A 14,138-nucleotide genomic window follows, 5' to 3' on the forward strand; every position below is an offset into this window, starting at 1 on the left:
TTAATCTTGTCCATCAGTTTATAGTACTGTTCCCGTTTAGCACTAACGGAGTATCCAGCACATATTTTGCATACTTCGTCACATTTATTTTATGGATACAAGGCGGCTAACTAACCTTGTATCAAATAAACGCGACGATGAAATACAATAAAATAGAATTCTGGATAGCTACTGCCTGTTTTGCCATCATCTTTTTTAGCAGGCTTTACCAGGGCCTTACCCAATACAATGCTGCTGATGATGGCGTACATACCGGCACCCAAATGCTCTTTTATACTTTGCTGCCTGCCCTGGCAGTTATAGCTGTTTTATATGGCGCTTTTTTAGCTGTTCATTTTTATGTTATGCCGCGGTTTTGGCGCGCAAAGCGTTACTTGATCGCCGGTGGCATTATCCTTGCGATTTTTATTGTTACCGGGGCCATTCTTTCGGCTCAAAGCTATTTTGGTAGCTGGATATACCGCAAGTATTGTAATGCAGACTTACCCGCTACCCGGTTTATAAGCAGGGGATTTGACATAGCCGCCATCGCCTTTTTTATTTACGGTATTTATTTACTGCTGCGCTGTGCGGTTGTATATCAATACCGGCTTCATAGCCGCAGGCCAACCATTGTATCGCAAATAATCCACGAGGCAATTATGCTTGTTGGTACCTGGCTGCTTATTTTAATGCTGCTGATAGCAACTAACGTTACCGGCTTTTTTTATACGGCCGGCTCGTTTTACCTGTTTGCATTGCCGTTTTGTTTCTGCATTTATTTTTTAAACCTGTATCTGATGATACCGCGCTACCGTAGTGGCGGGCGGCACGCCGGGGTGGTTTACGCGATACAACTGCTGGGCATTGCAGCCTTCCTCGGCTTTATCGAAAACGCCTTCCTGCTGCAATCAGTACCATCTTTCTCGGTAGATGTATATGTACTGTTCTATTGGTTTATCCCATTGGTGATTACGGTTATCGTGTCGTGGCGGGTTTATATTGTAAACCAGGAAAAATATTTAGAGTTGTCCGCCCTGAAAACAGCCCTGGGCACTTCAGATGCCACGCTGCAGCTACTGCGGTCGCAGATCAATCCGCATTTCCTGTTCAATGCACTTAACGCCCTGTATGGCACCGCGCTGGTAGAGGGCGCTGCCCGCACCGGCGAAGGCATCCAAAAGTTGGGCGATATGATGCGCTTTATGCTGCACGAAAACATGAGGGAAACTATCCCGCTAAGCAGGGATATCGAATACCTGCGCAATTATATCGATCTGCAAAACCTCCGCGTCGCATCGTCAGAGGGTGTTACTATAAAAACAGAGATCTCGGATAGCGACAGCCAACTCCAAATTGTGCCGATGCTGCTGATCCCTTTTATCGAGAACGCGTATAAGCATGGTATCAGCTTTGAAAATCCGTCGTTTATCACCATCAACCTGCAAATTGACCACAACCGGCTCACACTTAACGTGCATAACAGCAGGTATGCAGAAAGCAACCCGGAGAAAGACCAACCGGGTATTGGGCTCGATAATGTAAAGCAGCGTTTAAAGTTGCTTTATCCCCAAAAACATGTGCTGCAAATACGCGAAACCAAAGAGGATTTTTTTATTCATTTAACCCTTCACCTGTCATGAGATCGTTATTAACCGGGCTGCTGCTTTTGCTCAGCAGCCATACCTTCGCGCAGTTCAAACTAACCGGTAAGGTCATTGGCACGCCGCCCGATTCGGTGCACCTTAATATGCCGTTTGTGTATGGCTACTATACCGAAAATACTATCCCGGCAGGCGTAAACGCTAATGGTTATTTCAATAAAACGTTAAACATCAGCGGGCAGCGGTTTGCAACCATTAATATTAATGGCAAAGAGCATACCTTGCTGCTTACGCCAGGTAAATCACTCGATGTAACCATTAATATGGCCGATACTACCATAACCGGGTTTAAAGGCGTTGCTGCAAAAGAAAACAAGCTGCTTTACAGCCTGGGGCTCGAGAAGATGCCCTTCTTTTTTAAAGATACACTTTACGCAAGGCTTAGCCTGCCCGAACTAAAGCAGCAGGTATTGCAAAAATGGTTTGCTATCCGCGATGAAAAGCTGAACCGCATTGAACAAAGTGATCTGCCCGCGGCGGATAAAAAACTGATAATCCAGGAAGTGAGGAGCGGCGCGATAGTAGCGCTAAACGATTTTGCAAGAGGAGTATTAAAGGCCGGGCGCAAACAGGTGTTTGACCTGGTGCTTGAAATTTACAAAGACTCGCCTTTAGCGCCGGAGGTGCTGCCTGCCGGGCCAAAATATTATGCGTTTGCAAACAGTTACATCAGTTACCTGGAAACACTTGCCTTTAAGGGCCTGCCGGATGATGCCGCTAAAAACCCTCAAACCTTTGTAAAATACTATAATGTAACTATAGATAGCGGCACCCGCATTGCCAAACAAAAAGGGAAATCGTTTTTACAATGGATGCTGGTTAGGAACGAGTTTGATAAAACCGTTGCCGAGCATTGGCTGGCGCAGGCTATAGAAACAAAACTTTTAAACAAAGACCTGCCGCAGACCCGGCCGCTGCTTGCCGAGCTTCAGCAATATTATCCGCGCAGCAGTTACCTGCCCGCTTTTAAACTTAAAGCAGATAAGCTGGAAAAGATATTGGCAGCAAACGCAGCAAATAAGGAGATTGTGATAGCGGATGGATTTGAAAAAATGACCTCTGTTTATGAGGCGATCAAAAACCTGAAAGGTAAAATAGTTTACCTGGATATATGGGGAACCTGGTGCGGCCCCTGCAAAGAGGAATTAAAGTATAATGCGGCATTAAAAAGCCACTTTAAAGGCAAAGATGTAGCTTTTGTGTACCTTGATATGGATGACGACGCTAAAGATGCCCAATGGCGCGAATTTATAAAGGTAAACGGGTTAACCGGCCTGCACCTGCGCAAAAGCAATAAGGATATCCAGTCGTTCTGGAATGAATTAAAACCCGGCCAAAAAACACAATATTACCCCACTTACTTTATTTTTGACAAAAACGGCGCCCTGGTGAAAACAGATGCCAAACGGCCAAGCGACCTGGACGAACTATACAAACAAATAGAAGGATTTTTAAATGACGATAAAGGCGGTAGCAATTGACGATGAACCATTGGCGCTCGAGGTGATCCGCTCCCTTGCGGAAAAGGTGCCTTTTATTGATCTGCAGGAAAGTTTTACCAACGCCTTTAAAGCGATCGACCATTTGGCCGGGCACCCGGTAGACCTTTTATTTTTGGACATAAAAATGCCCGATATTAACGGCATGGAGCTCTTAGCAAGCCTGAGGCAAAAGCCCCTGGTTGTGTTTACAACCGCCTATGCCGAACATGCTGTGCTTAGCTATGAGCTCGACGCGGTAGATTACCTGCTTAAACCGTTCTCTTTCGCGCGGTTTTTAAAGGCATGCAACAAAGCACGCGAAGTGTTGAATGCTGATCGTGAATCAAAAAATGACAATCCTCCTGCCAGTATTTTTATCAAATCGGGTTACGAGCAGCTGAGGGTAAGTTTTGACGAACTGCTTTACCTGGAAAGCGGCGGAAATTATGTGACGCTAAAGCTCACCGGCGACAGGCAGGTGCTTTCGCGCCTTACCATGGCCGAGGTACAGCAACTTTTACCCGCAGATAAATTCGTGCGTATACACCGGTCGTACATCGTCAATAAAGAAAAAGTTAGCAAGGCCGAACGGCACCGGGTACACATTGACGGCCGGGCGCTGCCTGTAAGTGCGGGCTTTAAGTTTTCGTTGACCGCAAGCCCAAAATAGCATTACCTGTCATTACGTCTGAACACATATTCACCTCGATCTCCTGCGTTCCTGCTTTTAAAATTACTTTTACCGTTTCATAAACAGTTATTTTACAGTTAATTACGAAAACGTTTTAGTAAATAAATCCTCGTAAATCTGGTGGTTTTATCTTTTAGTTAAATAGTTTTGGTCTGACAGTGCCGGCCGACATGTGCTGATAATCAATTTTTTCCGGACGCCGCATACCGCCTTGTCCGGGAGAGAACAACCAATTGTAATTAACTACATCTATAACCAATTATTAAATTTTATTATGAAGAAAATTAACCTTTCTTATTGGCTGGGTTGCGTCCTGCTGCTTGCATCTGCCTTTATTTTTACGCAGTGTAAAAAATCATTAGTTACTGATAATGCCCCTGCAAATGCAGCCACAGCAACTGCCCCCCGTTCGGTTACATCGTTTGTGCACCCGGGCGTTTTAAACACCGCTGCCAATCTTGACCTGATTCGAAACGAGGCCAACAACGGCGACGTCGCGCGTAATGCAGCCTACCAAAAAGTGGTAGATTTTATAAACAACAACCCTATGCCAACGCAGTTCTACTCTACCGTGTATGTAGGTTCAAACGGGCACACCAGCCCGTCTAAATCGCAGATCCGTAAAGATGCGATACTTGCCTACGCGCTGGCGCTGCGTTTTGCCAAAACAGGCGATACGCAATGGTCTGATAAATGTAAGTTCATCCTGAACGGCTGGGCATCTACCTTTCAGAACTATGCTCCTATAGATGCATCCGATAATCCGCACCAGTCTGACCTGGAAGCATCCTGGACAACCCCGAGCTTTGTAGCCGCGGCCGAGATCATCAGGTATTACCAGCCAAACGGCGTATCGGCCAACTGGTCGCAGGCGGATATCAACACCTTTAGCAACTACCTTAACAATGTAAAAAACAATTACATTAACCACACCTTTGGCGGCAACGGTTATAACTACAACAATAACTGGAACGTATCTGCCGGGTATGCTAAAATGGCTGTTGGCGTTTTCCTGAACAGCGCCAGCGTGTTTAACGATGGCGAGGCGCAGCTAAACATTACCATGCCAAATATGATACACGCGGATGGCACCATGCCCGAGGAATGCGACCGTACAGACTGCGTGCATTACCAATACTCGTTAACGGGCTTTACCTACGCGGCCGAAATTGCCGCCATGCAGGGCGATAACTCGTTATACACCGCTTTATCAAACCGCATAAGCGCCGGGTACGATTTTATGTACCGCTCGTTCTTCCAGAACATCAGCTGCGATTATTGCAGCACCGGCAGCGCGGTATACGGTGGGGTAGAGGTGGCTTATCATCATTACGGCACTTCAAACATGGGCGCGCTTCGCGACCTGCACGACCCGCTGGGCGCACCTGCTGATAACACCTTTTTAGGCTTTACTACCTACACCCACTACAATTTGAGTGGCGGTACAACACCTCCTCCTGCTAATAATAACCCGCCTATTGGCACCGTGATAACGCTTACAGGGTTTAACGGAAAATACGTTAGCGGCGAAAACGGCACCCAAGCCATGACCTGTACCCGCGCTACCGATGGCGATTGGGAACATTTTACCGTATTGGATGCCGGTAATGGTAAAATATATTTGCGCAGCATGGGTAAATATGTATCGAGCGAAAACGGCGCACAAGCCATGACTTGCAACCGCACCACCCCCGGCGATTGGGAAAAATTCACATGGGGCGTAACCGCCGATGGCAAGATAACCCTGCAAGGCAATAACGGCAAATACGTATCGAGCGAGAACGGCACACAAGCCATGACCTGCAACCGCACCACCCCGCAAGGCTGGGAATCATTCGGGCTGAACCAATAAAACATATTAGTTGAATTGATATACCAAGGCTGCCATCAGAAATGAGGCAGCCTTTTTTGCATAACAAGGGGTAGTTGCATATATTTAATCCTCCACATCTATCCAACCAATGCTCATCAGTTCCATCACTATTCATATCCTGCTCATTATTTTTATCGCTACCGTGTTCCGTTCTGCGTTTGGTTTCGGCGAATCGCTGGTAGCGGTGCCCCTGCTGGCTTTGTGGGTACCCCTTAATATCGCGGTACCGCTTTCGGTGCTGGTATCTGTTACTATCGCGGGCATAGTGGTGGTGCAGGACTGGAAAAAGATCCACTTTCGTAGTGCAAGCGGGCTTATTATGTTCACACTAATAGGCATCCCGTTAGGGCTGCTGCTTTTAATTAATACCGACGAGCGGATAGTGAAAGCTGTATTGGGTGCCATCATCCTTATATTTTCGGTTTATTTACTTACCGGCAAACAGCTTAAAGAATTAAAAACCGATAATTTTGCCTGGCTTTTTGGCTGCGGCCTACTGGCGGGCATACTTGACGGGGCGTATGGCTTAAACGGGCCGCCGCTTGTTATTTACGGTGCTAAACGCCGCTGGTCGGCACAACATTTCAGGGCTACGCTGCAGGGCTACTTTTTTATAGCCAGTATGGTTGGTACCGTAGGGTATTGGTTTGCCGGCCTGCTGGTAACAAATGTTATCCATTACTATCTGTTAAGCCTGCCGGTAATGGTTCCCGCGGTTTTTATTGGCCGGGCCATCAATAATCGCCTGCATGGCGAAAAGTTTTTTAAATACGTTTATGTGGTTTTGTCAGCTATCGGCCTGTTTTTATTGGTCAGGGCTGTTATCAATTAACACACTTAAATTCGCTTTAAGAAAGCCGGATATGAAAATGACCAGTTCGTGCAGTTTAGTGTAACAATCATTATACTTTTGGTTGCCTTATAAATTCGTAATTTGCCTTACCTTGGTATCTTTAAATTTTACTGACCAATATTATTGATATGAACAAATACCTACTAACGGTAACGGCGTTGGCATTGGCTTATGGCGCTAATGCCCAGCAGCATGCCCCGCTTACCGCTAAGGATTACGCGCATGCCGAAAGCTTTTTAAGCTACAACACCGAGCCCTTTATAGATCGCGCCAACGTAAGGCCAAACTGGCTGCAGGGCGATAAGTTCTGGTACCGGGTTTATACAGCCCAGGGCAGCGAATACGTATTGGTTGACCCGGTAAAAAAAACGCGTACCGTTGCTTTCGACGCGCAGAAGCTGGCTGGTGCTTTATCAGCAGCAACCGGTAAAACGTATGATGCCAACAGGCTGCCTTTTCAATCCATCAATTATACGGCCGATGGTAAGTCTGTTTTGTTTACTGCCGATGCTAAAAAGTGGGCTTATAACCCCGCATCTAACCAGTTAAGCCCTGATACATCCACCGCACCGCCAGCCCGGGCCGAAAGGCTTACCGGCCGTGCCGCGAGGGGCGGGGGTAACGAAGTGTTATCGCCGGATGGTAAACGTGCCGTTTTCATTAAAGATTATAACCTTTGGGTGCGCGATGTTGCTACCAACAAGCAAACCCAGCTTACCACCGATGGCGTAAAGGATTTTGGCTATGCTACCGATAACGCCGGGTGGACAATGAGCGACAGGCCTATTGTATCGTGGTCGCCTGATTCAAAAAAGGTAGCTACCTTTCAGCAGGACCAGCGTAACGCCAGCGATATGTATTTGGTTACCACCAATGTGGGCAAGCCAAACCTCAGGGCCTGGAAATATCCGCTGCCAGGCGATAAGGAGATCATTACCATACAAAGGGTTATTGTTGATGTAGATAATGCGAAGGTTATCCGTTTTAATATCCCGCCCGACCCGCACCGCGCAACCCTGAGTGATGATATATCAAGCAGCGGTACTTTTGATGACGCCGACTGGAAGGATGATGGTTCGGAGTTCGCGTTCGTATCAACCTCGCGCGACCACAAGAACGAGAAGTTCCGTATAGCGGATGCCCGTACAGGCGCCGTGCGCGAGGTGTTTGAAGAAAATGTTAAAACGCAGTACGAATCTGGCTGGGGTGCTATCAACTGGCGGTATTTGCCCGATTCAAAAGAGATCATCTGGTTCTCGGAGCGCGATAACTGGGGGCACTTATACCTTTATGATGCTACCACCGGCAAAGTAAAAAACCAGATAACCAAAGGCGATTGGGTAGTGACCAAACTGCTGAAGGTTGACGAGAAGAACCGCTTACTTTATTTTGCCGCAGGCGGCCGCGAACCGGGCAATCCTTATTTTTCGCACCTGTATAAAATTGGCTTTAACGGAAAGGGCTTAACCCTGCTTACCCCCGAAGATGGTAACCATACTGTAACCTTTTCGCCCGATTACAACTATTTTGTAGACAGCTATTCTAAACCCGATGTGGCGCCCGTTACCGTGCTGCGCGATATGAAGGGTAAGCTAATAGCAACACTCGAAAAAACAGATATTTCAAGGCTGGTTGCCACAGGCTGGAAACCGCCTATCCCGGTTAAACTTAAAGCGCACGACGGCACTACCGATATTTATGGCCTGGTGTTTACACCAACAAAAATGGATGCCGGCAAAAAGTACCCGGTTATCGATTACATTTATCCGGGTCCGCAGGGTGGCGGTGTTGGCAGCTGGTCGTTCGCAGCCTCAAGGAACGACCATCAGGCGCTTGCCGAGCTGGGCTTTATTGTGGTAGTGATAGAAGGCACCAGCAACCCGCTGCGTTCAAAAAGCTTTCATGATATGAATTACGGCAACATGGCCGAAAATACCTTGCCCGACCAGATAACCGGCATAAGGCAACTGGCCGCTCAATACCCCATAGATACCACCAAAGTTGGTATATGGGGCCATTCGGGCGGCGGCTTTGCTACCGCGGCGGCTATGTTCCGCTACCCCGATTTCTTTAAGGTGGGCATCTCAGAATCGGGCAACCACGAGAACCGTAACTACGAGGATGATTGGGCCGAGCGCTATAACGGCCTGGTTGAGAACGCCAACTACGATGCGCAGGCTAACCAAAACATCGCCAAAAACCTTAAGGGTAAATTGATGCTTGCGCACGGTATGATGGATAACAATGTACCGCCCTACAACACCCTGTTAGTGGTAGAGGCGCTTGAAAAAGCCAATAAAAGCTTCGACCTGGTGATATTTCCTAACAGCGCGCATGGCTACGGGCAGTACTCGGGCTATATGATGCGCCGCCGCTGGGATTATTTTGTGAAGAACCTTTTAGGTGCCGAAGCGCCATATGACTACCAGTTGAAACCGCTGGCAATCCGGCGTTAATTGCTGCAATAAGTACTAAATTAGTGTAAGCCTGCAGCGAAAGTTGCAGGCTTTTTTGCTCAAAAAATTATAATTCGGTATCCTTGAAGCTGTATGGAAAAGCTAACCCCCGGTATACTAAAAACAAAACAGCATTTCGAAATTCTTGACGGGTTAAGGGGGCTGGCGGCCCTGGCGGTGGTAGCTTTTCATTTTATGGAAATGGTTTACCTCCCTCCGCAAAATTTTTTGGCGCATGGCTTTTTGGCGGTCGATTTCTTTTTCTGTTTATCGGGCTTTGTAATTGGTTATGCCTATGACGACCGTATTGGTAAAATGGGTGCAATAGCGTTTTTTAAGTCGAGGGCTATCAGGCTGCACCCGCTGGTTATACTGGGTTCGGTGTTGGGCCTGCTTAGTTTCCTGTTCGACCCTTTCGGCGGCCATCTCGAATTATACAGCGCCGGAAAGATCATACTGGTGTTTATAAGTTCTGTTTTGCTTATCCCTTACCCGGTAGTGGCCGACCGCGCGTTTAACCTGTTTAGTTTTAACGCCCCTGCCTGGTCGTTGTTTTGGGAGTACGTGGCCAATATTGTGTATGCGCTGGTACTTTACCGCTTAGCACGCCGGTGGCTGCTTGTGTTAACAATAGTATCGGCAGTTGCGCTTTGCCTGGTTACTTACCGCGCCGGCAATATCATGGGCGGGTGGGGCGGCCCAAACTTTTGGGACGGCAGCGCCCGCATCTCTTATTCGTTTTTGGCAGGTTTGCTTGTTTACCGTTCAAAATGGATCATTAGATCTAACCTGGGGTTTGGCGTTTTAAGCATATTGCTGGTATTGCCATTTGTGATGCCTTTTAATAATTTGGTTTGGATCACCGAGCCATTGGTGGTACTTTTTTATTTCCCGCTGATTGTAGCATTAGGGGCGGGCGCTACCCTGTCGCCGGGGCTTAAAAAGCTGTGTAACTTCTCGGGTAACATATCCTATCCGCTGTACATGACCCATTACGCCGTGATATGGATGTTCGGCAACTATTACAGCAGCCATAAACCCGGCACCAGCCAGTTAGCCCTTATTATTATAGCAGGTATCATCATTCTGGTGGGTGTGGCATGGCTGGTAATGGTATTTTATGATACACCGGTGCGGAGATATTTAACCGAAAGGCGAAAGCGGGCACTAAGAAATTAAGCCGAACTGTGTTAAATGATGAGTGAAATGCTTGTGGTGCCATATCAGCCATTCGGTATAATTCATCGGGCCAAAACCACCATGCAGCACAGTTATGCCGGGCTCTTTAAAAAAGCGGTCGAAGCTTTCCAGTTCGGCCATTAATTGATCTATAGCCGCTTGCATATCCGGATAAAGAAGAGAATCAGGAAGCTTGCCTAATATTACATTCCGTGGTATTGGCTCATCGGTATATATACCGCGTTGTTTGGCCGCGGCAGCTTGCCGGGGCGATACATCGCAGGTAGGTATTTTTGTACCGTTGGTGTACTGCACCTGGTCTATCAAATGCTCAATCATTTGCTGCGGATTCATGTTGCCCCAAAGGGGGGCCGTACCTGCATCCAATGTAACCAGCAATTCGCGCAGCGGTTTGCGGTTAATGGTATCTACTATTCCGTTCATCATTCAATAATACTACAATACGGGGTACAAAAAAAGCCCCTTCGTTATTTGAAGGGGCTTTGAATAGAATTAATTTATTGTCGCGGTTTATTTTAATTCGGCAACAGCCTTATCAATAGCGGCAACCGATGCAGTATCGTTAAGTTTGGCACGGCTTTCTTTAACGCCGTTTAATATTTGCACCACCTGTGGGGCAATGCCATATTTTTTGTACTTAACACCAAAATCGGCAATAGCTTTAATGCCTTTTTGTGCTTTAGCCGGATCGCTGACACGGCCGGTAAATTCCGCAAACTTCGACATAATGTTAAATTGAGTTTGCGGTGCACCTTCGTTAAACGCGTTGTATACATAATCGTACTGGGCGTCGGTGCCACCGGTCGCATATACCATTAGTATGGCTTGGGTTAAAGCACCTTCGCTGTCTTTTTCATATGTTTTGGCTAAGGCTACCGCATCGGCAGGGTTTAGCTGGCTTAATGCAGTTAAAGCCGCGCCCTGTACCGCATACGACTGGCTTTTTAATGATTCTTTAAACAAATTAGAAAGTCCCGATGCTTTTAATTTACCTAATACACTAATAGCAGCGGACCTAACTAAAGTATTTGGGTCGGTTTGCGCCAGTTTAACTAATATTGGTTGGGCCGCGTTGCGCACATCGTCGTTGGTCATATCAGCCGCTTTAATGGCCTTTATTTGCAGCTCGTAGTACTTATCATTCAAGGCGGAAATGATCACTTTTCGCGCCCCGGCGTTTGATTGTTGCTTGGCGGCGGCGGTAATAGCCTCAAAACGGTCTAAATACAACGGCGCGTTAAAATATTGGAAAACAAATTCGTCAAGCGATTTATTATCCGTTTTTTTAGCCAGCAGCATTTTGTCGCCGTCAACATTCACCAGGCTTGGTTTAGTAGCCGAGTGGAACACCAGGCTATCAATCTTATTGCGCATCCAGAATTTGCGGCGGTCCATTTTACCACCCGCGTAAACATCAATGGCCAGCGGTAAAATAAATACATTGCCATCCTGTGTTTGGTTCAGGTAAACTGTTTGCGTTTTGGTAGCGTCATCCCATTTATAGGTAATGTTTAAAATAGGGTGCCCTGCGCCAAAGTACCATTGGTTAAAAAACCAGTTCAGGTCGCGGCCACTGGCCTCTTCCATTGCCAAACGCAGCTGGTGCGCTTCGCCGTTTTTGAACGCGTTTGTTTTTAAATAAATATTTAAGCCTTTGTAAAATGCTGCGTTGCCAAGGTAGTTGCGCAGCATGTAAAGTATGCTGCCGCCTTTTTGGTAGGTAACCGCGTCAAACACCTCTTCTTTATCGTTGTAATGAAAACGTACCAGGTCCTTGGTTTTCAGGTTTGGCTGGCTCAGGTATTGCTGCCTGTCGCCGTTAATGTGCGCGTCGCCGGCATCTTTACCGTATTTGTGCTCGGCCCAAAGGGTCTCGCTAAAATCAGCGAACGATTCGTTAACGGTAAGGTTGCTCCAGCTTTCGGCTGTAACATAATCGCCAAACCACTGGTGAAACAGCTCGTGTACAATGGTGCTGCGGCCCTGGCTGTAATAAGCGTCTATTAGTTCGCGTTTGGTAGCCTGTACGTAATCGCCATGCAGGGTAGCACTGGTATTTTCCATAGCGCCGCTTACATAATCGCGCACAACAATCTGCGAGTATTTGTTCCATGGGTAATCAACACCCAGGGTTTTCGAATAAAAATCGATCACCTCTGGTGTAAAGCCGAAAATATCCCTTGCGTAAGGGGCGTATTTAGGCTCAAGGTAATAGCTCACTTCTTTACCCTTCCAGGTATCCTTGGTTATTTTAAAATCGCCAACGGCCATCATAAATAAATATGGCGAGTGCGGTAACTCCATTTTCCAGGTGTCGGTACGGGTGCCATCGGCATTAAGCTTTTGCGAAGCTAAGCGACCGTTTGACAGCGTAACATATTTTTTTGGAACAGTCATGCTGATCTCGTCGGTCGTTTTTTGATTTGGCTTATCAATAGTTGGGAACCATGCCGATGAACTTTGGGTTTCACCCTGTGTCCATATCTGTGTCGGCTTATCTTTTTCAGTGCCGTCGGGGTTAATAAAGTACAGACCTTTCGCGTCGGTTATAGCGGCGCTGCCCTGAGCTTTAAGCTCGTTTGGCTTTGACGTGTAATCGATATAAATGGTATAGCTTTCGTTGTTATGGTACACCCTGTCAAGCTTGATATCAATGGTCAGGCTGTCGTAAGTATATTTTAGCGGTGTGTTTTTGCCCGCTTTTACAATTGATACATTTTTGATATCCATACCCTGTGCATCTAAACGCAGCGAGTCGGTAGCATAAAAATGCGGCTTTAAAGTGACCCACTCCTTACCATACATATAGCGTTTTTTATAATCAAAACGTACATCGAGCTTGGTATGTACAAGGTCGTTGATCTTAGGTGTAGTTTCGCGGTAGATCTTCATTGCAGAATCTTCCTGCGGGGCTGCGGTTTGCTGCGCAGATGCACTGTTCAGGGTTAGTGCGCCGATACTGCTGATCAGGATAGCAGCGTAAAGAGTTTTCATATGTTAATAGTTTGATTGATATGCATGCATAATAAAAGCTAAAGTATTAGTTTTTATCGGATTTAACATTGCAAAAATATATTTATGTTCGGTTTTATACAGTAATTCACCCTAAAAGGGGGGTGTTTTTAGTATTTTAATAATATGTAATGATTAGGGATAACCCAACCCTATACCAATAGGAGTGCTGACAGACCGAACGTCAGCTCATTGCTAACGAAGAACAGATAAAGTGTTGTGCTTTCATGAACGGTAGTCCGCTCAATTGCCGCGGAGGGCTGTTACTTTGTCTTGATACAAAGTAACCAAAAATCAAGTCAGCAAAAAGGCTTCTTTGCGCACAAGGCCTTTACCCTGCAAAGCAGGCAGAACCACGGGCTGCAAAATCTTGCCTCAACTTCGTTCGCACCTCGCCCCTGCGCTTCAGGCAAGTATTGCTATGCCCTTGCCTCCGCTTAAGACCACATCGTTCTGCCCGTTTTCGCCCGAAGCTGCTTTGCTGATGTGGAAACACAATCCCTTTAACGTCATTGCGAGCGTAGCGCGGCAATCTTTGATAGAAAAGCAATCCGCAAGAAAAAGCACTGCCTTAACAACACCTTCAAACTGCGGCATTGGCCTGTTCGGGTAGTATAGCGATTGCTAAAGCACTTCCTTTCACAGAACAGGACGCAGCCGCGACTTTTCTTTTTGGTACTTTTTCTTTTGAGAGAAAAGAAAAAGTACATCCACTGACGATTCATACTCCTCACTGCCATTCCTAACGAAGAAGAGATAAAGTGTTGTGCTTTCATGAACGGTAGTCCGCTCAATTGCCGCGGAGGGCTGTTACTTTGTCTTGATACAAAGTAACCAAAGATCAAGTCAGCAAAAAGGCTTCTCTGCCGCACAAGGCCTTTTTCCCCCGCAAAGCAGGCAGAACCACGGGCTGCAAAATCTTGCCCCAA

Annotated in this window: 10 protein-coding genes; 7 read left to right on the plus strand and 3 right to left on the minus strand. The window is 46.7% G+C overall.

Going from position 1 to position 14,138, the window contains the following annotated elements; translation table 11 throughout:
* The first annotated feature begins 137 nt into the window (after positions 1-137).
* From GWR56_RS08830 to GWR56_RS08865, 7 genes are all read left to right on the plus strand, one after another.
* On the plus strand, positions 138-1,622 hold the full coding sequence (locus tag GWR56_RS08830) for a sensor histidine kinase (RefSeq protein ID WP_162430753.1): 1,485 nt from the start codon (positions 138-140) through the stop codon (positions 1,620-1,622).
* On the plus strand, positions 1,619-3,124 hold the full coding sequence (locus GWR56_RS08835) for a TlpA disulfide reductase family protein (RefSeq protein ID WP_162430754.1): 1,506 nt from the start codon (positions 1,619-1,621) through the stop codon (positions 3,122-3,124). Before GWR56_RS08830 ends, GWR56_RS08835 begins: the two co-directional genes overlap by 4 nt.
* Entirely contained in the window at positions 3,099-3,794 is a 696-nt protein-coding gene (locus GWR56_RS08840; protein ID WP_238395338.1) for a LytTR family DNA-binding domain-containing protein, read from the plus strand. The genes GWR56_RS08835 and GWR56_RS08840 overlap by 26 nt, the downstream gene beginning before the upstream one ends.
* A gap of 295 nt (positions 3,795-4,089) precedes the next feature.
* Positions 4,090-5,667 (plus strand): alginate lyase family protein, encoded by a 1,578-nt coding sequence (locus GWR56_RS08845; RefSeq protein WP_202925394.1) that lies wholly within the window; start codon positions 4,090-4,092, stop codon positions 5,665-5,667.
* Positions 5,668-5,776: 109 nt separating this feature from the next.
* Positions 5,777-6,520 (plus strand): sulfite exporter TauE/SafE family protein, encoded by a 744-nt coding sequence (locus tag GWR56_RS08855; RefSeq protein ID WP_202925395.1) that lies wholly within the window; start codon positions 5,777-5,779, stop codon positions 6,518-6,520.
* Positions 6,521-6,669: 149 nt separating this feature from the next.
* Positions 6,670-8,997 carry a DPP IV N-terminal domain-containing protein gene (locus GWR56_RS08860; RefSeq protein ID WP_162430755.1) on the plus strand — a complete coding sequence of 776 codons (2,328 nt, stop codon included), beginning with the start codon at positions 6,670-6,672 and terminating at the stop codon, positions 8,995-8,997.
* A gap of 93 nt (positions 8,998-9,090) precedes the next feature.
* Positions 9,091-10,176: an acyltransferase gene (locus tag GWR56_RS08865; RefSeq protein ID WP_162430756.1), complete on the plus strand. Its 1,086-nt coding sequence runs from the start codon at positions 9,091-9,093 to the stop codon at positions 10,174-10,176.
* On the opposite strand, the gene GWR56_RS08870 is transcribed toward GWR56_RS08865, so the two are convergent.
* From GWR56_RS08870 to GWR56_RS08880, 3 genes are all read right to left on the minus strand, one after another.
* A complete protein-coding gene (locus tag GWR56_RS08870; RefSeq protein ID WP_162430757.1) occupies positions 10,165-10,623 on the minus strand; it encodes a hypothetical protein in 459 nt (152 codons plus the stop codon). The genes GWR56_RS08865 and GWR56_RS08870 overlap by 12 nt on opposite strands.
* An 84-nt stretch (positions 10,624-10,707) precedes the next feature.
* Complete coding sequence (locus GWR56_RS08875) at positions 10,708-13,191, minus strand: M1 family aminopeptidase (RefSeq protein WP_162430758.1); 2,484 nt, start codon at positions 13,189-13,191, stop codon at positions 10,708-10,710.
* A gap of 423 nt (positions 13,192-13,614) precedes the next feature.
* Positions 13,615-13,806 carry a hypothetical protein gene (locus tag GWR56_RS08880; RefSeq protein WP_162430759.1) on the minus strand — a complete coding sequence of 64 codons (192 nt, stop codon included), beginning with the start codon at positions 13,804-13,806 and terminating at the stop codon, positions 13,615-13,617.
* Positions 13,807-14,138 lie beyond the last annotated feature (332 nt).

This window comes from Mucilaginibacter sp. 14171R-50 (assembly GCF_010093045.1).
Taxonomy (GTDB): Bacteria; Bacteroidota; Bacteroidia; order Sphingobacteriales; family Sphingobacteriaceae; genus Mucilaginibacter.

Coding starts and splice junctions, on each gene's coding strand:
- GWR56_RS08870 (WP_162430757.1), bottom strand. CDS start 10,623: ATGATGAACGGAATAGTAGATACCATTAACCGCAAACCGCTGCGCGAA.
- GWR56_RS08855 (WP_202925395.1), top strand. CDS start 5,777: ATGCTCATCAGTTCCATCACTATTCATATCCTGCTCATTATTTTTATC.
- GWR56_RS08830 (WP_162430753.1), top strand. CDS start 138: ATGAAATACAATAAAATAGAATTCTGGATAGCTACTGCCTGTTTTGCC.
- GWR56_RS08835 (WP_162430754.1), top strand. CDS start 1,619: ATGAGATCGTTATTAACCGGGCTGCTGCTTTTGCTCAGCAGCCATACC.
- GWR56_RS08840 (WP_238395338.1), top strand. CDS start 3,099: ATGACGATAAAGGCGGTAGCAATTGACGATGAACCATTGGCGCTCGAG.
- GWR56_RS08860 (WP_162430755.1), top strand. CDS start 6,670: ATGAACAAATACCTACTAACGGTAACGGCGTTGGCATTGGCTTATGGC.
- GWR56_RS08845 (WP_202925394.1), top strand. CDS start 4,090: ATGAAGAAAATTAACCTTTCTTATTGGCTGGGTTGCGTCCTGCTGCTT.
- GWR56_RS08875 (WP_162430758.1), bottom strand. CDS start 13,191: ATGAAAACTCTTTACGCTGCTATCCTGATCAGCAGTATCGGCGCACTA.
- GWR56_RS08880 (WP_162430759.1), bottom strand. CDS start 13,806: ATGCCGCAGTTTGAAGGTGTTGTTAAGGCAGTGCTTTTTCTTGCGGAT.
- GWR56_RS08865 (WP_162430756.1), top strand. CDS start 9,091: ATGGAAAAGCTAACCCCCGGTATACTAAAAACAAAACAGCATTTCGAA.